The organism is Halanaerobium hydrogeniformans, from assembly GCF_000166415.1.
Taxonomy (GTDB): domain Bacteria; phylum Bacillota; class Halanaerobiia; order Halanaerobiales; family Halanaerobiaceae; genus Halanaerobium; species Halanaerobium hydrogeniformans.
This window is the reverse complement of record NC_014654.1, coordinates 1647044-1672963: the sequence shown is the minus strand read 5'-3', so window position 1 is coordinate 1672963 and position 25920 is coordinate 1647044. Positions and strand designations below refer to the sequence as shown.

Below are 25920 nucleotides of genomic sequence, written 5' to 3'. Positions count from 1 at the left end.
CATGCAGCTGATCATTAATACCTACGGCAGCTATCTCCATGTTGAACAGAGTTCTTTTGAAATAAAAGCTGATGATAAAAAGAAAAGAGTTTCTGCTAAAAAAGTTGACTCTATATTAATTACTACAGGAGCAGCTATCAGTAGCGACGCAGTTAAGCTGGCCCTGGAAAATAACATAGAAATACAGTTTCTAGATCATTTCGGGAGGTCTATGGGTAAAGTCTGGCATTCTAAACTTGGCAGTACTACTTATATTAGACGCCGTCAGTTGGAATTGGCAGACAGTGAAGAGGGGACTGAAATAATTAAGGAAATTATGATAGAAAAGGCTGAAAATATGATTAAACATCTTTATGATCTTGGCATTAAAAGAGGAGAAGAAAAGCAAAATTATTTATTTGAAACTATAGAAGAAATGGAAAAAATAAAAGATAAAATCCCTAAATTAACAGGTCCAGTAGAAATTATGCGTAATTCAATCATGGGTTATGAAGGGAATATCTCTAAAAGGTATTTTAATGCTTTAAATTATCTATTGCCAGACCGGTATAAGTTTGGGAAAAGAACCTTTAGACCTGCTGAAGATGAATTCAATTGTTTATTAAATTATGGTTATGGAGTTTTATATGGCAAGGTAGAAAAAGCTTTAATAATTGCTGGTCTGGATCCATATGTCGGAATACTACATACAGATGGTTATAATAAAAAATCTTTTGTTTTTGATTTTATTGAAATTTACAGGCACCATATTGATAGGATAGTAATGAAATTATTTAGTCGTAAAAAAGTAAGAAAATCATATTTTGATCAAATAAAAGGTGGAGTGACTTTAAACAAAAAAGGTAAGGAAATATTTTTAACTGCTTTAAATAAATATTTTGATGAAAGTATTTATTATAAAGGAAGACAGATTAAAGTGAATAATACAATTCAATACGATAGTCATAATCTGGCCAATAGAATTATTGAGGAGGGAGATTAATGCTTGTCTGGTGTATTTATGATATCGTTGAAGATAAACCTCGCAAGAAAATTGCTGACAAAGCAATAGAACAGGGTTTATATAGGGTACAAAAATCTGTTTTTGCTGGTAATATTGATAGTAATTTATTAGATGAATTAATTGTTTATTCTGAGGATTTGATTAATCTTGATGAAGATTCAGTTTATATTTTTCCAATGTGTCAGGAGGATTTTAAAAAGATCGAATTAATCGGACAGGCATTTAACAAAGCAATGGTAAACGATGAATTAAAAAGTTTATTTGGTTAATTAAAGGGGGCTAATCATGAGCAAAGAAATTAGTTTAACCCCATCAGTAGTAATGGAATACCTTTACTGCCCTCGTTTTATCTATTACATGCTTTATTTAAAAATATCTCAGCATGAAGGTAGAAGATATAAAGTTCAGCGAGGAAAAAGTTCTCATCAGAAAAAAAGTAAAATCAATAAATCCTATTTAAGAAAGAAGATTGGTGTAGAAAAGAAAATTATTAATGAAAAGTTATATTCTGAAAAATATAATATTCATGGGATAGTTGATGAAATTTTATTTTTAAATGACGGAACTGCAGCTTCTCTAGATTATAAATTTGCCAAATACAAAAAAAGAACTTTTTTAACTCATAAGTATCAGGCCGCAATGTATTCTCTTCTGATCAGAGATAATTATAATATTCAAGTTAATAAAGCGTTTATTATTTATATCAGAAGCAAAAACAAATTAATTGAAATTGATATAGGAGAAGATGTTTATTCCGAATTACAGACTATTTTCAATGAAATTATTGATATCATTAAAAAAGGTTATTTCCCAAAAAGAACCAATTATAAAAGCAGATGTAGGGATTGTACATATAGAAATATATGTATAAAATAAGAGAGGGGATAATGTTGGAAATTAAAACAACTAAATTAAATTATGAATTAGAAGATAAGCTGCCGGTAAGATATGGACATAAATTAAGAGGATTTTTTGCCAATGAATTTGATGATATTTTATTTCATCAACATAAAAAAGATGGCAGTTTGAGATATCAATATCCATTAATTCAATATAAAATAATTGATAACAAGCCTTTAATAATTGGTTTAGGGGATGGTGCAGAAAAAATAATAAATAATTTTTTAGAAGTAGAAAAATTGAGACTTGATAATAAAATATATCATTCGCCTGCTAGCAGGTTAAAAGTAGATAATGAAGAATTATTTGTTAATACTGACTATGATATGCCTTCTTATAAATATACTTTTTTAACTCCCTGGTTGGGTTTAAGTCAAAAGAACTATAAAAAATACATTCAAAATTATATTGATGCTAAAACAGATAAAAAAATGAAGTTTTTAAAGAGGTTAATAATTGGTAATATTCTTAGCTTTGCCAAAGGAATAAATTGGTGGATAGAAGAAAAAATAATTTTAGAAGCTAAATTAGAAGATATTTCTGTTCAGTTTAAAAATGAAGAAATGGTTGGTTTTAAAGGCCATTTTTATAGCAATATTTATTTACCAGAATTAATTGGTCTTGGAAAATCAACAAGTAGAGGATTTGGAACAATCAGACGAAAAAATCTTTTTGATTAAACTTGATTTTTAGGAAAAAACTATATAAAATTAAGCTAAGAAAGTTATAATTTAATTAATTCTGATCCAAAATTATTTAGCATAAAAAATTTGAACCTTTATAATTTCATATATAAAACTTTGGTCAAGATGGTCAAAACTGCGGCATTTGCATAAATTTTAATCATTTTATTAATATTTTTCAGAAAAAATATGCTTTAAAAATTCTAAAGTAATTGCTCTAATGCCTATCATAACAATAAATTAAAGTCGTAACGGGCTCCAATGACTAATCCATTAAAATAAGGATTGAAACAGATTGCCATTGCGATCTCTGCAGTTATAATCGTGGCTCCAATGACTAATCCATTAAAATAAGGATTGAAACATATCCTGTGTAGTATAGCCCAGGCCATCATATCTGGCTCCAATGACTAATCCATTAAAATAAGGATTGAAACTTGCCTGTAGTAATAGATGAGTTAGCCGGCTCGCTGCTCCAATGACTAATCCATTAAAATAAGGATTGAAACTTTCAAAAGTATTTGACTACACAAGACTCCCTATTAGCTCCAATGACTAATCCATTAAAATAAGGATTGAAACTCAGAGGTGGTTTTGATGATAATAGGGACGAGCTTGGCTCCAATGACTAATCCATTAAAATAAGGATTGAAACATGTAAGCTCAACAGTTCCTCCGTTATTAGCACTCTGCTCCAATGACTAATCCATTAAAATAAGGATTGAAACAAGTTAAAAAGAAAAATTGAAAATGAATTATTAAAGCTCCAATGACTAATCCATTAAAATAAGGATTGAAACTTAAAGACTTAAATCTCATCAATCCTTCACCACCTTAGCTCCAATGACTAATCCATTAAAATAAGGATTGAAACTTGTTGAAGGATTGCTTCGTGGCGATGCTGAATCAGCTCCAATGACTAATCCATTAAAATAAGGATTGAAACTTAAATAAATAACACCATTCTTTTTCATAATTAATTGCTCCAATGACTAATCCATTAAAATAAGGATTGAAACTGGCTGGAGGAGTAACGAGGTTAGTTTGGGAAACTGAGCTCCAATGACTAATCCATTAAAATAAGGATTGAAACTGGCAACCAGGGTATCAACAAGGCGAACCTGATAGGGCTCCAATGACTAATCCATTAAAATAAGGATTGAAACTCAGGCTTGTTATCATCAATAAAAGCAGCTACCATTGCTCCAATGACTAATCCATTAAAATAAGGATTGAAACAAGCTATCAAGGTCGGGGAAGACGGAGAGGCTCACTGCTCCAATGACTAATCCATTAAAATAAGGATTGAAACCAGGAGCTTAAAAAGTACAACAAAGTAGGTAAAGTAGCTCCAATGACTAATCCATTAAAATAAGGATTGAAACCCCCTTTCCTGTTATCCTCTTAATTTCTTGGAATATGCTCCAATGACTAATCCATTAAAATAAGGATTGAAACGCACAACATAAGATGGATGAGAAGTTGTTGCATTGGCTCCAATGACTAATCCATTAAAATAAGGATTGAAACGCTTATATAATGAGCCTTCCAGAAGACTGGGAGGTAGCTCCAATGACTAATCCATTAAAATAAGGATTGAAACATTAGCATTTCTTCGTCATCAATATCCAATCTTAGGCTCCAATGACTAATCCATTAAAATAAGGATTGAAACATTAATTTAGGGCATCCTGGATAAGCACATGGCTTGCTCCAATGACTAATCCATTAAAATAAGGATTGAAACATGAAGGGAGATTAAATGATGCCAGATGAAAGAAAGCTCCAATGACTAATCCATTAAAATAAGGATTGAAACTTCGCTGCTACACAACAAGCCAAACCACTTGATGAGCTCCAATGACTAATCCATTAAAATAAGGATTGAAACTCAATCAGGTTAATGGCGGCGATGAGTGGTTAGTAGCTCCAATGACTAATCCATTAAAATAAGGATTGAAACTTGGTTGTTGGTGGTTTGGGCTGACTTTGTTGCGAGCTCCAATGACTAATCCATTAAAATAAGGATTGAAACTGTTCTCGTAGACGCTTTCGGCTTTCAGCTATCTTGCTCCAATGACTAATCCATTAAAATAAGGATTGAAACGGAGCATAATTATCCTTATCCCTCTTATGTTTGTTAGCTCCAATGACTAATCCATTAAAATAAGGATTGAAACAGGAGGTGGTTAAGTTATGAAAAAAGGTCAAGTAGGCTCCAATGACTAATCCATTAAAATAAGGATTGAAACTTTCTAGCATTTGTCCTTTCTCAATTAAAACATCTTGCTCCAATGACTAATCCATTAAAATAAGGATTGAAACATATAGGTGAAGCTGCATAAGAATTTTCAACTAAGCTCCAATGACTAATCCATTAAAATAAGGATTGAAACAAATATTGAATATATAGGAGGAATAACAGATGGCAATGCTCCAATGACTAATCCATTAAAATAAGGATTGAAACCACATATAAAGTGAATTCCATGCTTTACTGCTTAATTGCTCCAATGACTAATCCATTAAAATAAGGATTGAAACATGCATTAAAGTATAAAACCCTGCCTACATCTAGCTTGCTCCAATGACTAATCCATTAAAATAAGGATTGAAACTATTTTGTTAACATAGCAAAAGGTGTCTGTATATTAGCTCCAATGACTAATCCATTAAAATAAGGATTGAAACGACATATCTGAGTAGCTCTCGCCACGATATAAACCCTGCTCCAATGACTAATCCATTAAAATAAGGATTGAAACTTGGTGCATATGAGGGCTATGTGTCTATGGATAAGCTCCAATGACTAATCCATTAAAATAAGGATTGAAACGTGTGATACTCCTATCATAGAAAACAACTACGAATGGGCTCCAATGACTAATCCATTAAAATAAGGATTGAAACAAGGATTCAAAAGTTTTTTTTAATTGTCCATCATGCTCCAATGACTAATCCATTAAAATAAGGATTGAAACAAATAACTTAAATATTTTGACAAGTGTTATAAAACAGCTCCAATGACTAATCCATTAAAATAAGGATTGAAACAGGAATTAGGTAGAACTATCCAGCGAGAAGTTATAGGCTCCAATGACTAATCCATTAAAATAAGGATTGAAACCGAAATTTCCCAATTGCATTATAAAATCCTACAAAAAGCTCCAATGACTAATCCATTAAAATAAGGATTGAAACAAAATGGATATTTCCCAGATGTAAATGGAGAACTTGCTCCAATGACTAATCCATTAAAATAAGGATTGAAACATCGGATCGAGATCAGTCTGCTCTTCATCGTTATTCGCTCCAATGACTAATCCATTAAAATAAGGATTGAAACATCTGGATGAGATGGACGATCAGGATCAAGATGATGAGCTCCAATGACTAATCCATTAAAATAAGGATTGAAACTTAAAGACCAGATAAGTCAATTCGAAAACTCTCAAGGGCTCCAATGACTAATCCATTAAAATAAGGATTGAAACGAAAAAAACGCCGAGAACGCAAAAAGATATTTTGGGCTCCAATGACTAATCCATTAAAATAAGGATTGAAACTGTAATCTGTATTTGCATAGCTGCTAAAATCTTTAGGCTCCAATGACTAATCCATTAAAATAAGGATTGAAACTTTCGTAAACTAGAGCAAATAGTAGAGCCGGGCCAGGGCTCCAATGACTAATCCATTAAAATAAGGATTGAAACTTAAGTCCTAGTTACATTATACTTTACAGATTGAAAGCTCCAATGACTAATCCATTAAAATAAGGATTGAAACCACGTGAAAATCAAACTATTCATTCAGTGAAAGTATGATTTTGCAATTTAATGCAGCAAGCTGCAATTTATACAGAATATAAAACAACAAAAACCCCCAAGAAACCTGCACTACCAGGCTAAACTTGGGGGAAATTCATATAGCTTATGCAGTTAAAGAACATTACTAACAAAATATTCAATTGCTTGAATAACAGCCATTTTCTTAATTTTTTTGTCATTTATTTTAGCGGATCTATAAAGTCCTAAAGCACAATAGAGGCCTGTATAATAGTGGGGATTCCAATTTGGGTTATAGTATTCAGCAAAAAGTTGATAAAGGTAGCTATTAGTATTTTTAAAATTATTATTTAAATTATAAAAGAGAAAAGACAGGCCATCTTGATAATTTGATAGAGTGAAATTATTTTTAAATTCCTGGTAACTTTCTGCAATTTGAGTTTCTTTTTTATTTATTTCAATAAGTTTTAGGCGTTTTTGATCAATGTTTTTATTGCCAAAGTAATTTTTTAAGATACTGTAAGGAGGAAGCGGCTGATAAAAGGAGCTATCTTCCAGCATGAAAAAGGTATAATAGGTTATCATATGGTGCAGGTTAACTATTCCACTGCCTGAAACTGCTTTTAAACCTAAATCTTCCAGGTCATCAAGGGAAGGTTTTTCTGTTTTCTCTTGCTTAGAAATATATTTCTCCTGATAGTTGTAGCGCGCGAGATACATAATATAGCTTAAAACAGCAGTAGCTGCAAGATCATCATGATGGTTAACAATATCTCTCATAACCGGGAAGAAACAGCTTACACTGTGCCCGAGACTGTCAGGAATTCTTTCCATACCAAGATTAAGAAGGTGTTTTTTTAGGCCTTTGGGTTGTTTTTCTAAAAGTCCTAGTGCATAATAGAAGGCATTATGACTGTTCCCATTATTTATTTCTTCTGTTAGTTTATCATAACTTTTTTGCTTTACCTCTTTTTCTTTGTAGCCGCTGCTGTCTGCCTTTATATTAATAAAATGTCTTTCAGATAATCCCAGAATTACAACCTTAGAAATTTCTAGTTCAGCTTCTCTTGATAAATATTTCTTCTGCAAAAGTTCTTTTAAAAAAAGGCTCATTTTTACAAAATGGAAAGATCCATAGCTCAGATTGGATTCCATCAACATTAAAGGCAATAAATCGTCAATTAGTGATACCAGAGAAAATCTTGGATCATTTTTTAATTCTTTGAGAATTTGTTTAACTTTTTCTTGTTGATGATTAATTATAGCGTTTTTTAATTGGGAATTCATAATTTTTCACTCCTTCATTTTTTAGAAGATGATTTAGGATTAAAACTTCATATATATATTATCATATCTAATTTTGAGATGAAATTTAGATAAAGTCAAGAATCTTGTGTAAATAAATCAGTATCTTTCTTTAAATAGTTGATGATGTTGATCTTTTGCAGCTAAGAATCCTCTCATTTTTCTACCAGACAATTTTGAGTTATACTCAATAATCTTTAAATATAGAATTTTTTCAGCTGCTTGTACATTAGGCAAACTATTCATAGGCTTTAATCTTTTTCTGATTTCTTTATTGGCTCTTTCAATCCAGTTTGTTGTATATATAACTTTATGTATGCTTTCTGGATATTTATAAAATACTAATAGTTCATTTTTATCCTTATACCAACTTCAAAATACTTAGTATTTCCTCCCGTAAAGCTGCTGATTCAGTAGCACCGATATAGAAATCAAGTATTTCTCGATAACCGTCTTCATTGATACCAATGATAATATACACAGATTCATTTGCAACAGTATCTCGTCTGACTTTTATGCTCATGCCATCAATGAAAATAACACTGTAACGTTTTTCAAGCGGTCTTTCTTTCCACTGTTTAAGCTCTTTAAGAACAACATTGCTTAGATTACTGATAGAAGTACAAATGTACTTTTGTCCGTACATTTGCTCTATCCAGTCTGCCACATAGCGGGTGGAAAGGCCATTAGCATACATGTTTATTATGGCTTCTTCAAGCCAGTTATCATAGCGTTTATAGGGTTGAAATAGTTCAGTTTGAAATTCACTATTTCTATCTCTAGGAACATTTAAGCCTTTAATACTACCAAGTTGAGTTAAGAAATCACGAAGATAAGATCCATTACGACTATTGCCAGATTTTCTACCTAAGTATTCATGAGGAGTCCTCCTTATGGTTTGGTTTTATTTCGCTAATAAATATTTCAACCATTCAAAGAAGGATTCCTCTTTTTTATTTAAAATCTATTTAAACAATTTATTTGTACACTACTGTTAGAAAAATACAGGACAATTAAAGATATTAAAGAATTATAAAATAAGAAAGTTATATTTAATTGTATTTTATTTTTGGAGATATTCACAAATTAATGGAGGGCTGATCAAATAGGGATTGAAGATTCTATCCGTGAGAACTTCATAATATTTGAGCGGGCCTCTCAACAGCAATATAGAAAATTTTCCTGTGAAATGGCTTTTGCTTATGGTATAGCTGCAGGCTCTGCTGCTGTGATGACACCTGGTACAGAGCTGTGTCGTAAAGAAGATACAGATAGATTATATCAGAGCATGGTTTAAGGGATTTAATTCAAAAATATGAGGTGATATTGCACCTTTAAACTTCAGATAATTAATTTCAAAAATTCGTGATTTTTCCTTGAAAAGGAGTGAAAGATTTGTTAGTATAATAATAAACAAGAATATTGTGAATAAATTAAATATTTTGTCTATAATTGTTGCCAAAATACTATTGGTTTTAGTTTCTTGGATTGTAGGGAATATAAGTTTATTTTTTTAACACTATTTGATATATATATAAACTAATAATTATTTAATCTTTTAAATTATAAAAAGAAAGAATAATTCTGGTTTTATATATTTTAAGTGGTGTTATTTTTTTGTATTTTTAAATAACTTTAAGAAATAACTTAAAGTTTATTGTTTAGTTTAGCAATATATTTGTAGTATTAAGAGTTAAATCTTTCTGATTCTTTTTATTTAAAAATAGAATCAGAATTAATTGAGAAACAAAAATATTTTTAATGAGGGGTGGTAAAAGGAAAAAAGTTTTAAATTTAAGACATTTAAAGATTTAATGAAGAATTAAGATTTACTAAAATTTTATAAAACACAGGGGGTAAATTTAGATGTCTTTAAAAAGAACTTTAAAAATAGGCTTAGCAACATTGGTTATTCTTATTGCAGCTTTGGTTTTCATGCCTGTTCAAACTGAGGCGCAAGAAGTAGAGCATGTATTCTTTTTCATCGGTGATGGTTTAGGTAATGCTCAGGCGACTTTGACAGAATATTATTTACAGGATAAATATGATGATCCTGATTATGAATTGAATATGCATCGATTAGATGAAATGGCAGTTACTACTACTTATGGTGCAGATAAAGTAGTACCTGGTTCTGCTCAGACTGCAACTGCCTTAGCTTCAGGACATAAGACCAACTTTGGTTATGTAGGTGTAACTACTGATCATGAACCTACAACTACCATAATGGATAAGGCCAGGGAAAATGACTGGGGTACTGGTTTAGTTACTACTACAAGAGTTACACACGCTACTCCAGCAGCATTTGCTTCTCATGTACCTGATAGAGGGATGGAAAATGAGATTATTGAACATTATTTAGAAAAAGAAGTTGATGTTATAGCTGGTGGTGGATATAGACATCTATATCCAGAAGATCATCCTGATTCAACTCGAACAGATGATAGAAATATGTATGCAGAATTTGCAGAAGCTGGCTATAATACTTTTGAGGGTCCAGCAGATGTAGATGAATTTAGAGATTTTGACCCTGAAGGCAGAGAGAGAATATTAGCCGGATTTCATCCAACTCATATGAGTTATGAAATTGATAGAGACTCGGCAGAAGAACCCAGTCTAGCTGAAATGACAGATATTAGTCTTAATACTTTAGAAGAATATGGAGAATTCATGATGGTAATTGAGGGTGGACGTATTGACCATGCAGCTCACAACAATGATCCAGGTGGAATGATCTATGATACAATTGCTTTTGATGAGGCGATTGGAGTTGCATTAGAATTTTATGAAGAAAATCCTGACAATACTTTAATTATAGTTGCAGGAGATCACGAAACTGGAGGTTTAGGTTTAAACAGTTGTGAAGGTATGGAATATGGTTATTATTTAGATTTTGAACCTGTATTCGCTCAAGAGGCTTCTATTGAAGAAGGAATTGCTTTTGAAGATGAAGAACAATGGTATCAAGATATAGCTGATAAGTTCGGTTTAGATGAATTAACACCAAGAGAACAGGACTGGATGGAACATGGTGTTGCTATTGAGGAAGAATATGGTCATGAAGCAGATGTTGGTCGTCCTGGAAGAGTAGGTGGCGTTTATGATGGCGGTCAGGATTATGATGTTCCTTATGATGATGATGCACTGACTGAAGAGATGGCTGCTCATTGGCCACAGGCTCCCTGGATTTCACCAGCTCAGTCTACATTAGCTCATATTGTTTCCAGAAGAGCTAAGATTGGTTGGAATACTTCATCTCACACCGGTTCTGCTATCCAACTTACTGCTCATGGTGCAGGAGCTAGTAATTATGAAGGTAGACTTGACAATACAGATGTAGCCACAATTACAGCTGGATTATTGGATTTTGAATTAGATCCAGAAGTAGGAGTAGCTGAAATTGAAGAAGAAGAGAGCCGTAACTTACTAAGAAGGATTTTTGGCAGATAAAATAATATAGTTAATATTAAATGCTAAATTTCAAAGTTGGCAGGTAGACTAATAATTGGGCTGCCTGCTAACTTTATTTTTAAACAATTTAATAGATCTTATATATAATTGGTAATATTGGAGGGGTTAGATGAGCAAAAAGTTACTTCTAAATAAAGAGAGAATGATATCATTAATTATTGGGTTAATCTTAATTGCTATATTTGCCGGCTTTTATTTCCATCAGCCTGGTGATGAAGAATTTAGTCGAGAAGCTAGAGGGGTGGTTTTAGAAACAGATGATAGAGATGTTCAAGGAAGCGGAATCACTAGATTTGGTAATCAATTTGTTGAAGTAGAATTAAAAGAAGGTAAATTTCAAGGTCAACAAATAAGAGCCACTAATCAGTTAGTAGGTAGTTTAGCCTGGGATTATAGTTTCAGCGAAGGTGAAGAAATTGTTGTGGGCCTTTTTGAAACTCCTGAGGGTGAACTTGAAGGAGCGATTGCTCTAGATGTTTATAGACAAAATTGGACTTTTATATTAGTTGCTTTTTTTGTATTACTTTTATTATTATATGCCGGTTATACTGGTTTAAGAGCTTTAATTTCTTTTGCAGGAAGTGTATATATAATTTGGAATTTACTAATCCCGGGTTTGCTAGATGGCTTAAACCCTTTATATTTTTCTGGTTTCGTTTTAGTAATTTTATCTGCTTTAATTGTTTTTTCAATTGCCGGGTTTACCAAAAAAGGCATTTCAGCTTTTGTTGGAACAGTCAGTAGTCTCATTATAACCATTGGAATAGTAGTTTTTTTTGGTAATCGATTAGCTTTAGATGGTATGTCTGTTCCTTATGTAGGAGAAGTATTATTTGCTGGTTATATGCATTTAAATATAAGAGATATATTTTTTGCTACTGTAGTTATAGGTGCTTCTGGAGCAGCAATGGATATAGCGATGGATATGGCTGCAACTATAGAAGAAATCAAGTTAAGAAAACCGGATATTAGCTTTTTCGAATTAGCAAAATCGGGCTTTAATGTTGGAAGTGCGGTAATCGGGACAATGACAACCACTTTACTATTAGCATATATCGGTAGTTATATGACTTTATTTATGGCCTTTATGACTAGAGAAGCAAGTTTTGTCAGAATAATGAATTTGAGATTGATTGTATCAGAGATATTAAGAACTTTAACTGGCAGTATAGGCATAGTTTTAGTAGCACCAATTACTACCATTTTTGCAGCCTGGATTTATAGTATAGAGACAGATTTCTCTTTATTTGGCATTAAAGATTACTTTTTTTCTAAAAAAGAAGATTAAACTCAAAAGAAGGTGAGAAAATGAGGAAAAAATTGTTGTTTTTAATTGCTTGCTTATCAATAGTTTTATTAGTTTCAGGATGTGGAATTATGAGGGGAGAAGAAGCTGAATTTGAAGATCCTAATTTAGAAGCAGCAGTTAGAGAAAACATAGATAAATCATCAGGTGCAATTTATCAAGATGAAATTAAAGATATTAAAGAACTGCATGCTGTAAGCAAAGGAATAGAATCATTAGAAGGAATAGACAATTTGGTAGCATTAGAAACGCTAATTTTAAGTCAAAACCAGATAGAAGATTTATCACCTTTAGTTGAATTAGAAGATTTAAAAGAATTAAATATACAAAGAAATAATATAGCAGACATAACTCCACTTGCTGAATTAGATAAATTAGAAGTTCTAAATTTAGAAAATAATAATCTTACTGATATCAATCCATTGGGAGAAGTAAGTAATTTAAAGAGTTTAAATTTAAGTAATAATCACTTAAGTGATATAACTGAAATTGCTGAACTGAATGATCTGGAAAGACTTGTTTTAGACAGGAATGAAATTGAAGATATATCGTCCTTAGCACAGCTAAATAATTTAACAGAACTATACTTTGTTCATAATCAGGTAGAAGACATTTCACCTTTAGCAGAAATTACTAATTTAGAATCTTTAACATTTGGCTATAATAATGTTTCTGATATCTCACCTTTAGTTGAAAATGAAGGATTAGGCCAGGGTGATTTTATTAATTTTGAGGAAAACAAACTTGACTATAGTGAAGGATCAGAAGATATGGAAAATATTAATATTCTGCTGGATCGAAATATCCAGTTAATTTATAGAAGAATGTATTGATCAATGTTTTTACTACTTCATTATTATAAAGATTTTATCTAAAACTGCCAAGAAAACTCCATCCGACGAGAAGCTAGCATCTCTTTTGATGCAAATCTTTGATTTAGGTGGAGAGGTTCACTCGAAGTACCTCCTTTCTTTGAGGTACTTTTTTTTTTGGTTTGCCTGGCATGAATATTTGCTAGTTAGTGTAAGTCTGATCGGTTCAACCCCCTAAATATGGAAAATATGTTTGTTAAGCTCGCTCATTCTTAGTTTCTCATTTTTTGATTTAGGCGAGTACTGGTTCAGCAACTATTTTTTCTGCTTTAGCCAGTTTATAAAATTTTGCTGGAGGCATATCATTAAGACTGCCATGACGGTATCTGTTGTTATAATAATTCATATACTCACTGACTTTTTTATAGGCGTCAATAAAACTACTGAATTCATTAATTGAATAACAATCTTTTTCTAAAACCGAATGAAATGATTCTATATGAGCATTCATATTAGGTGTTCTAACTGGAATTCTCTGATGCTCTACCCCCAGTTTTTCACAGGTGTCTCCAAATAATTTAGAGACAAATTGTGGTCCATTATCTGTTCTAATTTTAGGCAAATTCATGCCTTTATACAGCTTTCTTTTATTTAAAGCAGCCTTTAATACCCTGCAGGTATCTTTAGCTTTACAGCTTAGTCCCAGGTGATAATCTATAACAGTCTTATAAAAGACATCAATTACTGACATCTGGAAAAAGAACTGATCTGTTCCATTTATGTAGCCGTATTTTAAATCCATCTGCCAGAGTTGATTTGGTTCTGTAATTTCTTCCTGTTTTGCAATCTTTTTAGGTCTAAATTTTTTGATTTTTCTTTGCGATCTTAATATATCCAGTTCTTTGCATAACCTGTATACTTTTTTCTTATTTATTTTCAAGTTATAGTCTTCTTTTAAACAGACTGTAAGTTTCCTGTAACCATAAGGGAAGCCATCTCCTGCAACCAGTTCTAAGAGCCATTCTTTAATCTGTTCATCAGATATTTTTTCACCTGATTCAGTTAGAGAATACCCAGGGACAGGTCTTCCTTGAGGATTATTGGAATTGCTGCTATTAGTACTTTCACTCTCAGTTTTTCTATTTATATTACTGTAGTAAGTGGAAGAATTAAGCCCAACAAAGTCTAAAACAATAGAGATTTTATACCCTTTATTTATCCACTTTGATGCAATCTGAACTTTGAGGGCTATCGGGGGTTTACTTTATCTCTCAACTCCCTTAAAATCGCTAATTCTAATTCTTTTTCTGCTACAATTTTTTTGAGCTTATCATTTTCATCGCTCATTTTACTTAATCTATTTTCTATCTCTTTCATTTGCTTTTTTTCATCTTTAGGAAGAGATCTAACTGATCCTGTTTCTTTAGCTTTTTTGACCCAGCTGTAAACAGTATGCTTAGAAATATTATGTCGTCTTGCTACAAGAGCTGTGTTACCTATTTCGCGACATTCTTTTACAATTTGTTCTTTAGTTTCATCGGAATATTTTCTGTTTGCCATTGGTGTTTCCCCCTTGTAATTAGAGTATATCACTTTCAAACTTTTTCTCCAATTCTGTTAGGGGGCTATATAGTGATGTGGAGGTTAATAGTGCCACCCGCTAGCTGAAGACAAGGGTATCCACCGTGAGGTGGAATCTGAAGAATGAAACATTTTATTAAAGAAACTGGGATACTTTAGCTTTACGGAAAGATATGCACATGTAACTAATACTTAATGAACCGCCCAGTACCGAACGGTATGCTGTGGTGGTGGGAGAGGACAGAAAATTAATTAATTATTTTCCTCCTAATCGATTATAAAAACCTTAAATATATTTTTAAAAATTGATTTTGAATTGTATAATTAAATGCACGCGGTGATTAGATAAAAAAATAGACACATACCTGTACCTTTTGTATAATGTTAATAGCGACAAAAACATTAGGAGGTACAGAATATGTGTCAAAGTAATTGTAACACAAAACGAAGCAAAGGAAAACACCTGAATTTTGATGATCGCAAATTAATTAAACATTTATATAATGTCCAAGAAAAAAATTATACTGAAATAGGCGAAGAATTAAACTGCCATAGAACAACAATCAGTCGAGAAATAAAAAAAGGTGAGGTAGAACTTGATAATGGTGATGGAACAACCAGAAAAGAATATGTACCAGAGATAGCACAGAAAGTATATGAATTTAATAATTCGAATAAAGGCCCTGATTTAAAAATCGATAAAAATAAAGAGTTAGCAGAATTTATAGAAGAAAAAATCAAGGAATTAAGATCTCCTGCAGCAGTGGCAAAAGACATTGAAGAATCAGATAAATTTGAAATTCAATTACACTGGAAAACAATCTATAATTACATAGATAAAGGTGTTTTGAATATAGACAGAAGCGATCTCCCACATGGTAATTATAAAACTGGGAAAGACAGACCAAAAGAAAGTGAAAGCACTACGAGGCGTAAGGAAGGTCGTACAATTAGAGATAGGCCTGAAGGAGCTGATACCAGGGAGGAATTTGGGCATTGGGAGATGGACTTAGTAGAAGGGTTAAAACAAAAAGATGAACCTGCCTTACTAGTGCTGACAGAAAGACAAACTAGGCAGGAAATCATAGAAAAAATACCAAACAAAAAAGCAAAGTCAGTGGTAAAAGGACTTGATCGTATAGAAAGACGATTTGGGGTTGTTAATTTTAGGGAAACATTTAAATCGATTACTACAGACAACGGTTCAGAATTTGCAGATTATGAAGGTATAGAACAATCATATACAGGTAGCAGTATACCTAGAACTAGTTTGTATTATTGTGATGCATACTGTAGCTGGCAAAGGGGATCAAATGAAGTAGCTAATAAGTTTATCAGAAGATTTTTACCTAAAGGCACAAGTTTTAAAGGTATTAAGAGAAAACTGATAAAAAAGATTCAGGATTTTATAAATACTTATCCTAGAAAAATGTTTAACTATGAAAACTCAGATAAATTATTTAAAGAGAAATTAAGCTTTAGTGTCTAGAAGTAATGAAGGTACAGGTGATTTTAAGAAAGATTAAAAAAGCGTGCATTGCATGTTGCAATTCACCTTTTAAAAATTGATTTTGAATTTCATTGAAAAAAGTCGAAAAATCTGTTATGATAATGGTATCATTAAAATTTTAAATATTTTTAATATAAACTTTGTATTTTTGCCAAAAAAAAAATTGAAATTTGGTTTTTTGGAGGCGAGTTGATAAAACTTATTATAGTACTATTTGATTTATATATATATAGAAATTAAATTATTTAATCCTGAAGTTTTTAGAGAATTAATGATTGATTTTTACTATAAATCAATAAGTGCTATTTTTTGTATATTAATAAAATTCAGAACGTTCACTAATTATTAAGTTTTTTGCAGCTATCTTTATGTAATTTGTATTTATTATTAGGCAAATTGACAGGATATTTGCATTAAATTTAGCTAAGATATTGCATTATTAAGATGATAATTTTTTAAATTTTGTTTGGCGAGTTGGGGCGCTCGGAATTGAATAAAATTTAAAAACTTAAAAAGGGGGGAGAAGAATTAGTTTTTAGAGTTAAGTCTTTTTAAAGGCTTAATAAAAAAGCAAGTATTACTAAAATTTCATTAAAAATCAGGGGGAAATTTAAATGTCAGCAAAAAGAATTTTGAAATTAAGTTTAGCAACCCTAGTAATGTTTGTTAGTGTTTTTGCAGCTTTAGCTTTTGCACCTGTTCAAACTGAGGCGCAAGAAGTAGAACATGTATTCTTTTTCATCGGTGATGGTTTAGGTAATGCACAGTCGACTTTGACTGAATATTATTTACAGGCTAAATATGATGATCCTGATTTTAGATTAAACATGAACAAATTAGATGAGATGGCTATTACTACTACTTATGGTGCAGATAAAGTAGTACCTGGTTCTGCTCAGACTGCAACTGCTTTAGCTTCAGGACATAAGACCAACTTTGGTTATGTAGGAATGACAACTGATCATAAACCTACAACTACCATAATGGATAGGGCCAGGGAAAATGACTGGGGTACTGGTTTAGTTACCACTACAAGAATTACACATGCTACTCCAGCAGCCTTTGCTTCCCATGTACCTGATAGAGGGATGGAAAATGAGATTATTGAACATTATTTAGAAAAAGAAGTTGATGTTATAGCTGGTGGTGGATATAGACACTTATACCCTCAAGATCATCCTGCTTCAAGTCGAACAGATGATAGAAATATGTATGCAGAATTTACAGCAGCTGGCTATAATATTTTTGAGGGTCCAGCAGACGTAGAGAAATTCAGAAACTTTGCACCTGAAGGCAGAGAGAGACTATTAGCCGGATTTCATCCAACTCATATGAGTTATGAAATTGATAGAGATCCTGCAGAAGAACCCAGTCTAGCTGAAATGACAAAAGTAGCCCTTAATACTTTAGAAAATTATGGGAAATTCATGATGGTTATTGAGGGTGGACGTATTGACCATGCAGCTCACAACAATGATCCAGGTGGAATGATCTATGACACTATTGCTTTTGATGAAGCAATTGGAGTTGCGTTAGAATTTTATGAAGAAAATCCTGACAATACTTTAATTATAGTTGCAGGTGACCACGAAACTGGTGGTTTAGGTTTAAACAGTTGTGAAGGTATGGAATATGGTTATTATTTAAATTTTGAGCCTATATTTGCTCAAAATGCGTCTATAGAAGAAGGAATTGCTTTTGAAAATGAAGAACAATGGTATCAAGATATAGCTGATAAGTTCGGTTTAGATGAATTAACACCAAGAGAACAGGCCTGGATGGAACATGGTGTAGCGATTGAGAAAGAATATGGTCGCGAAGCAGATGTTGGCCGCCCTGGAAGAATAGGTGGCGTTTATGATGGCGGTCAGGATTATGATGTTCCTTATGATGAAGAAGCAATGCGCGATGTAATGTATGCTCATTGGCCACAGGCTCCCTGGATTTCACCAGCTCAGTCTACATTAGCTCATATTGTTTCCAGAAGAGCTAAGATTGGTTGGAATACTTCATCTCACACCGGTTCTGCTATCCAACTTACTGCTCATGGTGCAGGAGCTAGTAATTATGAAGGTAGAATGGATAATACAGATGTAGCTAAAATCACAGCAGCTTTATTGGACTTCGAATTAGATCCAGAAGTAGGAGTAGCTGAAATTGAAGTAGCTGAAAGTCGTAACTTATTAAGAAGAATATTTGGCAGATAAAATAATATAGTGAATATTAAATGCTAAATTTCAAAGTTGGCAGGTAGACTAATAATTGGGCTGCCTGCTAACTTTATTTTATCTAAAACTGCTAAGAAAACTCCATCCAAGCTATGCATTGGGTGGAGATAAATTGGCTATTTATTCTGATTTTCAATATACTTTTTAATTGTCTCAATAGTAGCACCACCAGAAGATACAATAATGATATTGTAGACTATAAACAGAATGATAATTGTTATTTAAGTCTCTATTCATAAAGATCAAACCTCCATTTTTTCTTTTACAAGCAAACATATGTATGATATAATTATAGTAGGATGGAGGTGAAAAATCAATGCGATTATCATTTAAATTCAAGCCTAAATTAAGCCATAAGCAATTAGTAATAATTAATGAATTAGCCTGGCATTGCTCTAAATTATATAATACAGTCAATTATCAGATTAAAAATAATAAAGATGTAAAAGCTGTCTATACTGAATTAGAAACTAGATATAAAAATAACTGGCATAATGACTACCTTCACTCCCATAACAGACAGCAGGCATTAAAGCAGTTAGCTAAGGACTGGAAAAGTTTTTTTAATTCTCTCAAAGATTATAAAAAGAATCCTCAAAAATATAAAGGTCAGCCAGGGTCACCGAATTTTAAACATATGAACAGTAATCCCTGTGAAATAATTTTTACCAATCTGGCTGTTAGAATTAAAGATAATAAATTACTCTTATCCTTATCTAAAAAGATACAATCTAAATATAATGTGAAGGTCACTAAAGCTTTTAATTTATAATACGCAAGGAAAGCTTTAGTATGACCGTATTCGATTTGGCCTTCTTAATTTTGAGCTGCCTGAAGCAGTTCAAAGCATTATAGATTTAGATGCTGTCCAGCAGATAAAGATTAAGCAGGACCGTATTTCTAAAAGATGGTATCTACTAATCATCTACAAAGTTAAAGAGGCAAAAGAAAATAAGAAATCTAACATAATGGCAGTAGATCTAGGTCTTGATAATTTGGCTACTTTAACATTTAAAAACAATTCTGATTGTTATATTATCAATGGTAAAACTATTAAATCCAAAAATTCTTATTTTAATAAAGAAATTGCCAGACTACAAAGCATTAGAATGAGGCAGTTAGCTACCAGTAAAATTAGAGATACTAAACGAATAAAATATCTGAGATTAAAGAGAAGAAATTATATTAGAGATTATCTCCATAAAGCTAGCTGCAAAATAGTTGATTTAGCAATTGAAAATCAAGTAGAAACTATTGTAATTGGAGATATAAAAAATATTAAACAATGCAGCAAACTTAAATCTTTTGTCCAAATACCGATCCAGAGATTAAAAAAATTAATTGAATACAAAGCTAAACTAAAAGGTATCAAAGTTGTTGGAATTGATGAAAGCTATACTTCTGGATGTAGTTCAGTAGATCTGGAAAAAATAAATAAAAGTAACTATGATAAATCCAGAAGAATTACTAGAGGTCTCTTTAAAACTAACGAGGGCCTATTAATTAATGCTGATCAGAATGGTAGTTTTAATATACTTCGTAAATACCATAACGATAAATGTATTCTCAGACCTATCAAAGAGGCGAGAGATAATGGATTTGTGGACAATCCTTCAAGATTAAGGGTATCCTAAGCTATTAGGAGCAAAACTTAAAAGCCAAACATCTTGTAAACTGACCTAGTAATATAGGTTGAACTTTAATCTATATGAAGCAGTTAGAAGCTCCCTCTAAATCTTGGTTTTGATTTAGGTGGAGAGGTTCACAATACATATAACTGCTAATATTGGAGGGGTTTGATGAGCAAAAAGCTGCTTTTAAATAAAGAGAGAATGATATCATTAATTATTGGGTTAATCTTAATTGCTATATTAGCCGGTTTTTATTTCCATCGACCTGGTGATGAAGAATTTAGTCGAGAAGCTAGAGGGGTCGTTTTAGAAACAGATGATAGAGATGTACAGGGAAGCGGAATCACTAGATTTGGTAATCAATTTGTTGAAGTAGAATTAAAAGATGGAAAATTTCAAGGTCAACAAATTAGAGCCACTAATCAGTTAGTAGGTAGTTTAGCCTGGGATTATAGTTTCAGCGAAGGTGAAGAAATTATAGTAGGCCTTTTTGAAACTGCTGAGGGTCAAATAGCAGGAGCAATAGCTCTAGATGTTTATAGGCAAAATTGGACGTTTATATTAATGGCTTTTTTTATGTTATTGTTATTATTATATGCTGGTTATACTGGCTTAAGAGCCTTAATTTCTTTTGCAGGAAGTGTATATATAATCTGGAATTTACTAATTCCAGGTTTGTTAGATGGCTTAAACCCTTTATATTTTTCTGGTTTCGTTTTGGTAATTTTATCTGCCTTAATTGTTTTTTCAATTGCCGGTTTTACCAAAAAAGGTATTTCAGCTTTTGTTGGGACAGTCAGCAGTTTGTTTATTACCATTGGAGTAGTAGTTTTTTTTGGTAATCGTTTAGCCTTAGATGGTCTTTCTGTTCCTTATGTAGGAGAGGTATTATTTGCTGGTTATATGCATTTAAATATAAGAGATATATTTTTTGCTACTGTAGTTATAGGTGCTTCTGGGGCAGCAATGGATATAGCGATGGATATGGCTGCAACTATAAAAGAAATCAAGTTAAGAAAACCGGATATTAGCTTTTTCGAATTAGCAAAATCGGGCTTTAATGTTGGAAGTGCGGTAATCGGGACAATGACAACCACTTTACTATTAGCATATATCGGTAGTTATATGACTTTATTTATGGCCTTTATGACTAGAGAAGCAAGTTTTGTCAGAATAATGAATTTGAGATTGATTGTATCAGAGATATTAAGAATATTAACTGGCAGTATAGGCATAGTTTTAGTAGCACCAATTACTACCATTTTTGCAGCCTGGATTTATAGTATAGAGACAGATTTCTCTTTATTTGGCATTAAAGATTACTTTTTTTCTAAAAAAGAAGATTAAACTCAAAAGAAGGTGAGAAAATGAGGAAAAAATTATTGTTTTTAATTGCTTGCTTATCAATAGTTTTATTAGTTTCAGGATGTGGAATTATGAGGGGAGAAGAAGCTGAATTTGAAGATCCTAATTTAGAAGCGGCAGTTAGAGAAAACATAGATAAATCATCAGGTGCAATTTATCAAGATGAAATTAAAGATATTAAAGAACTGCATGCTGTAAGCAAAGGAATAGAATCATTAGAAGGAATAGACAATTTGGTAGCATTAGAAACGCTAATTTTAAGTCAAAACCAGATAGAAGATTTATCACCTTTAGTTGAATTAGAAGATTTAAAAGAATTAAATATACAAAGCAATAATATAGCAGATATAACCCCACTTGCTGAATTAGATAAATTAGAAGTCTTAACTTTAGGAGATAATAGAATTAATGATATTTCTCCATTGAAAGAATTAAGTAATTTAAAGAGCATAAATTTAAGTAATAACCAGTTAACCAACATTAGTGAAATTGCTAAGTTAAAAGATTTAGAAAGACTAATTTTAGATCGGAATCAAATTAAAGATATTTCACCTTTAATTAAATTAGATAATTTAAAAGAATTATTTTTTGTTCATAATCAGGTAGAAGATATTTCACCTTTAGCAGAAATTGCTGCTTTAGAAATTTTATCTTTTGGCTATAATAATGTTTCTGATATCTCACCTTTAGTTGAAAATGAAGGATTAGGTCAGGGTGATTTTATTAATTTTGAGGGAAACCATCTTGACTATAGTGAAGGATCAGAAGATATGGAAAATATTAATATTCTGCTGGATCGAAATATCCAGTTACTGTATAGAAGGATGTATTGATTAACAATTGAGTTATATATTTGTAAAAATCTATGTAAAACAAAAAAATTAAATTTTCTTGACATATTCTTCTAATATATATATAATATAGAATAGAAAATTTATATATCCAATTGTTGAGTGAGGCTCCTGTATGGAGATAAGCTATTGCCCAGAAATGTCCAGAGACACCAATGGGTAGAACAGATAGCAGACCGAATTAAGGCCTATCTAAGATAGCTGACTAATATAGTCTATGTCATACAGTGCTAAAGCTTAGACGAGGAGTTGGGTGCTGATAGTTAATCATTGTTAGTAAAGAACTCCTTGTGAGTTCTTTATTTTTTTTTGGTAGGTGAAAGAGAAGTATCTCAATGTATCATAGATAAAAATAAGTTTTTGAGATATACCTTTGGTAATAGTAGGGAGGAAGTAATATGGAAATTTGGGAATTTGTTATAAGGCTTTTGGTAGCTTTGATGGCTGGAGTTATTATTGGTGTCGAAAGAGAATGGCGCAAAAGAATGGCTGGAATTAGAACAAATACTTTAGTTGCTTTGGGAGCAGCACTATATGTTCTATTTTCAATGATGTTTCCAGAAGAAAGTAGTCCGACTAGAGTTGGGGCTTCAATAGTTTCTGGGATTGGTTTTCTTGGTGGAGGTGTTATAATAAAAAAAGGATTTAGCATTAGTGGCTTAAATACCGCTGCTACATTATGGTGCAGTGCAGCTACAGGAGTATTAGCGGGAGCTGGATATTTGAAAGAAGCTATTATAGGTGCTCTTGTTGTACTCATTTCTCATCTTGGCTTGCGTTATTTCCAGGAAAAATTTGTTGGTAAACATAATAATTTTAGAGATTCTGAATGTAAAATTACTATTATATTTAATGATTCTGATTTAAGAGAAGGGACGTCTTGTTTAGAAAAAATAGCTAAAGAGAGTGGTGGAAATATAAAGCATATATCCAGTAATTTTATTCAAGATGATGTTTTAAAAATCACTGCTTATCTACAAATCAAAGGGATAGATGTTAAAATGTTATATGATTTGATAGCTAAGTACTCTAAGCATAAAAAGATAGATAATATAGAATTAGAAATAGATGAGTTTAGCACTGATTTTAAAGCGAATAATGCTAGAGAAGAAAGTAGCTAAATGTAATATTTAAATTAAAAAGAAACTAAAGATCATAATTTTAGATGAGCAATTAATGCAAGCTTTAAATTATGCAGTAAAACAGGGAGAAGACTTAAAGCCCATAAAACTCTAATTCAAGTGTAATTTCGAAATTTTCTCCAATAGTCTTTTGTTTGATTAAACCGATGTTCTTAGCATAATAATGATAGCTTTTATTGTTATTTTCTTGATTAAGAGAAGTAATCTTTATTTGTATCACATCATAAAATGTTCCAGCAGGTACAGTTATAACTTTATCGGTAGAAACAATTCGTCGTTTTTTATCATTTGTTTCCCAGGTAGCACCTTCTTCAAGCGGTAGTTGTAAAATCACCTCTTGAACTTCAGCTTCCTCTTCTAATTTTTTAATTAAATTATTTTCGTCATAAAATTCGGCTTCTGCAAATATTTTTACTATTCGATTTTCTTCAACTTTATAAACTAAAACTATATTTGTACCAGTACCTTTATCTAAAATCTGTCCATACGAGTTTTCTGTGAACATAATTTCTCTTTCCAAACCAGGATGAATTGGTCCTTCACCAGTAAAATTATATGTCATTCCTTCTTGTAATGGTAAATAAGCTTTTAAATTAACAGTTTCTCTTTCATCAGGGACACATCCACCGATAATTAATGATATCAACAAAATAATTAAAAGTTTCTTATAAATTTTAATCTCCTCCTAAAAATAGATTAAAATATAAAATCATACTTTGCTAGTTAATATAATCTTATCATATTAATTCTAAGCTTGCAGCACTAAAATTACAATCAAATTCGGTTAAGAATAGGGGAGATAGCTCAATTCAAAATATATAGAAAAGACAAAATTTGTATAAGCTTTAAAAATATTGGTTCTTTAGCAGGATGTGGAGGATCAGAAGAAGGCTATGATGATCCAACCACCGAGGAAGAAATGCGAGAAGAAGTTGAAGAAGGAGTCGATGAACTTGAAGAAGAATTACAGGATAGTTTTGAATAGTGATTTATTTTAAAAGATCAATTACATTAGAAACAAAAAACCCCCAAGAAACCTGCACTACCAGGGTAAACTTGGGGGAAATTAACTTATTAAATTAAAATGGTGCCGAGGGTGGGACTCGAACCCACACGAACAAAATGCCCACAGCGCCCTCAACGCTGCGCGTCTGCCAGTTCCGCCACCTCGGCTCATCACAATTATAAATTATACCATAAATTATTTCTTTGTCAATAGAAATTGGAAATTTCCTGTTGATTAATTTTAAAAATTTGTCTAAAGATATCGAAAGTAGATAAAATCATTAAGAATGCCCAAATATGCAGGAATTAAGCTAATAATCACGAATATAATTTATAGAGACAAGAGTTCATTAATAGGGAGGTCAATTACATTGGCAGAAAAAAATCCAGAAAATAATCAAAAAGAAGAAAATCAAAAAGAAAATAATAAATACAAATGGTTGGGGATTGCTTTAATAGCTCTGCTTATTTTATTTATTGCTTATACAGGTTATTATCTCGAAAGAGGAATAGAACCTGTAGATGATGATTTAATTGTTGGGGGAGATCAACTTCAAGAAGATCCAGGTTTAATTGACAGACTGTTGGGTTTGATGAATTTAAATGATACTACTTTTGAACAGGAATTAGATATATTATTTGTTGGTTTAGATGATACAGATGATAAAGAACTTGATGAGGTTGAAGCTAACTCAATTATGATAGTTAAAATTAGACCTGAACAGGAAGTAATTATTATCGAGACAGTTGATGAGACTATGGAATATCAAAATAGAGCTTTAAAAGATTTTGATTTTAGAGAATTAAACACTAAAGTAGCTCAGGCAAAGTCCAGGGACTTTGATTATTATCTTTATTTAAATTTTCCCGGTTTTGAAAAAGTAATTGATGAGCTCGGAGGAGTACAGATAACTTTGGATGAGCAGCTGAGAGTCCCAGGCCTGGGTTTAAATTTAAGGGCCGGTAATAATCTTTTATCTGGTAAAGAAGCCTTAAACTTTGTACGCTGGAAGGACTTAGATAATGATACTCGCCTGCAGAGACAGAGACAGGTTATAAATGCAGTAGTAGAAAGAATTAGAGGTAATAATTTTCTCTTTAATGTAAGGGATTTATATAATACGGTTGTTAATACATATAATTCAGTCGAAACAGATATTAGCCCTGTCTTAGCAACAGAGATACTGAATTATTTAAGAGAAAATGACAGTATTGAATTAGAGTTTGTAGATTAAAAGAAAAATTTGTATGCACTAGATTAATCGAGTATAAAGGAGTATATTATTCTTAAAAGCTTTTAAATGCGTCTAATAAACTATTAATGTTTTTGACTTGAGTCTGC

General features: G+C 31.8%; 16 protein-coding genes, 1 tRNA gene, 3 pseudogenes, 1 CRISPR repeat array and 1 riboswitch. Of the genes and pseudogenes, 15 read left to right on the top strand and 5 right to left on the bottom strand.

Annotated elements, in window-relative coordinates:
- Position 1: 1 nt before the first annotated feature.
- The 4 genes from cas1 to HALSA_RS07580 are packed head-to-tail and all read left to right on the top strand — an operon-like array spanning position 2 to position 2583.
- Positions 2 to 982, top strand: coding sequence for a CRISPR-associated endonuclease Cas1 (gene cas1 / locus HALSA_RS07595; protein WP_013405998.1), 981 nt, complete (start codon positions 2 to 4; stop codon positions 980 to 982).
- Positions 982 to 1272 carry a CRISPR-associated endonuclease Cas2 gene (cas2, locus tag HALSA_RS07590; protein WP_013405997.1) on the top strand — a complete coding sequence of 97 codons (291 nt, stop codon included), beginning with the start codon at positions 982 to 984 and terminating at the stop codon, positions 1270 to 1272. Before cas1 ends, cas2 begins: the two co-directional genes overlap by 1 nt.
- Positions 1273 to 1288: 16 nt before the next feature.
- Positions 1289 to 1879 carry a CRISPR-associated protein Cas4 gene (gene cas4, locus HALSA_RS07585; protein ID WP_013405996.1) on the top strand — a complete coding sequence of 197 codons (591 nt, stop codon included), beginning with the start codon at positions 1289 to 1291 and terminating at the stop codon, positions 1877 to 1879.
- An 11-nt stretch (positions 1880 to 1890) separates the two neighbouring features.
- Positions 1891 to 2583, top strand: coding sequence for a CRISPR-associated endonuclease Cas6 (locus HALSA_RS07580; RefSeq protein ID WP_013405995.1), 693 nt, complete (start codon positions 1891 to 1893; stop codon positions 2581 to 2583).
- 258 nt (positions 2584 to 2841) lie between these two features.
- Positions 2842 to 6372: direct repeats of the CRISPR family, unit length 37 nt; unit sequence GCTCCAATGACTAATCCATTAAAATAAGGATTGAAAC.
- Positions 6373 to 6524: 152 nt separating this feature from the next.
- On the opposite strand, the gene HALSA_RS07575 is transcribed toward HALSA_RS07580, so the two are convergent.
- Both HALSA_RS07575 and HALSA_RS12475 read right to left on the bottom strand, forming a co-directional pair.
- Positions 6525 to 7658 (bottom strand): hypothetical protein, encoded by a 1134-nt coding sequence (locus HALSA_RS07575; protein WP_013405994.1) that lies wholly within the window; start codon positions 7656 to 7658, stop codon positions 6525 to 6527.
- Between the two features lie 117 nt (positions 7659 to 7775).
- Positions 7776 to 8556: pseudogene (locus tag HALSA_RS12475) on the bottom strand (IS256 family transposase); the annotation flags it as partial.
- A 312-nt stretch (positions 8557 to 8868) separates the two neighbouring features.
- Between HALSA_RS12475 and HALSA_RS13340 the strand changes: the two are divergent.
- The 4 genes and pseudogenes from HALSA_RS13340 to HALSA_RS07555 all read left to right on the top strand — a co-directional run.
- Positions 8869 to 8973, top strand: a pseudogene (locus HALSA_RS13340) (1-phosphofructokinase family hexose kinase); the annotation flags it as partial.
- A gap of 569 nt (positions 8974 to 9542) precedes the next feature.
- The gene (locus HALSA_RS07565; protein WP_013405993.1) at positions 9543 to 11126 is read left to right on the top strand and encodes an alkaline phosphatase; all 1584 of its coding nucleotides are present in this window, start codon (positions 9543 to 9545) and stop codon (positions 11124 to 11126) included.
- Positions 11127 to 11256: 130 nt separating this feature from the next.
- Positions 11257 to 12435: a YibE/F family protein gene (locus HALSA_RS07560; RefSeq protein ID WP_013405992.1), complete on the top strand. Its 1179-nt coding sequence runs from the start codon at positions 11257 to 11259 to the stop codon at positions 12433 to 12435.
- A gap of 20 nt (positions 12436 to 12455) precedes the next feature.
- The gene (locus tag HALSA_RS07555) at positions 12456 to 13286 is read left to right on the top strand and encodes a leucine-rich repeat domain-containing protein (protein ID WP_013405991.1); all 831 of its coding nucleotides are present in this window, start codon (positions 12456 to 12458) and stop codon (positions 13284 to 13286) included.
- A gap of 271 nt (positions 13287 to 13557) precedes the next feature.
- Here the strand turns inward: HALSA_RS07555 and HALSA_RS07550 are convergent.
- Positions 13558 to 14825, bottom strand: a protein-coding gene (locus HALSA_RS07550; RefSeq protein WP_095522096.1) for an IS3-like element ISHahy4 family transposase whose coding sequence is annotated in 2 segments (ribosomal slippage) — positions 13558 to 14525 and positions 14525 to 14825 — 1269 coding nt in all. Because the reading frame shifts where the segments join, the coding sequence is not laid out codon by codon here.
- 439 nt (positions 14826 to 15264) lie between these two features.
- Between HALSA_RS07550 and HALSA_RS07540 the strand changes: the two genes are divergently transcribed.
- The 6 genes and pseudogenes from HALSA_RS07540 (at position 15265) to HALSA_RS12470 (ending at position 23552) form a co-directional block, all read left to right on the top strand.
- Complete coding sequence (locus HALSA_RS07540) at positions 15265 to 16335, top strand: IS30 family transposase (protein WP_013404838.1); 1071 nt, start codon at positions 15265 to 15267, stop codon at positions 16333 to 16335.
- A 635-nt stretch (positions 16336 to 16970) separates the two neighbouring features.
- Positions 16971 to 18563, top strand: a complete 1593-nt coding sequence (locus HALSA_RS07535; protein ID WP_013405989.1) for an alkaline phosphatase — start codon at positions 16971 to 16973, stop codon at positions 18561 to 18563.
- Positions 18564 to 18900: 337 nt separating this feature from the next.
- Positions 18901 to 20218 (top strand): annotated as a pseudogene (locus tag HALSA_RS13335) (RNA-guided endonuclease InsQ/TnpB family protein).
- Positions 20219 to 20383: 165 nt separating this feature from the next.
- Positions 20384 to 21562, top strand: coding sequence for a YibE/F family protein (locus tag HALSA_RS07525; RefSeq protein WP_013405988.1), 1179 nt, complete (start codon positions 20384 to 20386; stop codon positions 21560 to 21562).
- A gap of 20 nt (positions 21563 to 21582) precedes the next feature.
- Positions 21583 to 22413 carry a leucine-rich repeat domain-containing protein gene (locus HALSA_RS07520; protein WP_013405987.1) on the top strand — a complete coding sequence of 277 codons (831 nt, stop codon included), beginning with the start codon at positions 21583 to 21585 and terminating at the stop codon, positions 22411 to 22413.
- 105 nt (positions 22414 to 22518) lie between these two features.
- Positions 22519 to 22688: riboswitch (M-box (ykoK) riboswitch) on the top strand.
- A 141-nt stretch (positions 22689 to 22829) separates the two neighbouring features.
- A complete protein-coding gene (locus HALSA_RS12470; RefSeq protein ID WP_013405986.1) occupies positions 22830 to 23552 on the top strand; it encodes an MgtC/SapB family protein in 723 nt (240 codons plus the stop codon).
- Between the two features lie 94 nt (positions 23553 to 23646).
- On the opposite strand, the gene HALSA_RS07510 is transcribed toward HALSA_RS12470, so the two are convergent.
- The gene (locus HALSA_RS07510) at positions 23647 to 24222 is read right to left on the bottom strand and encodes a TapB family protein (RefSeq protein ID WP_013405985.1); all 576 of its coding nucleotides are present in this window, start codon (positions 24220 to 24222) and stop codon (positions 23647 to 23649) included.
- A gap of 436 nt (positions 24223 to 24658) precedes the next feature.
- Positions 24659 to 24746 (bottom strand) — tRNA-Leu (locus HALSA_RS07505).
- 203 nt (positions 24747 to 24949) lie between these two features.
- Here HALSA_RS07505 and HALSA_RS07500 point away from each other — a divergent pair.
- A complete protein-coding gene (locus HALSA_RS07500) occupies positions 24950 to 25813 on the top strand; it encodes an LCP family protein (RefSeq protein ID WP_013405984.1) in 864 nt (287 codons plus the stop codon).
- Positions 25814 to 25920 lie beyond the last annotated feature (107 nt).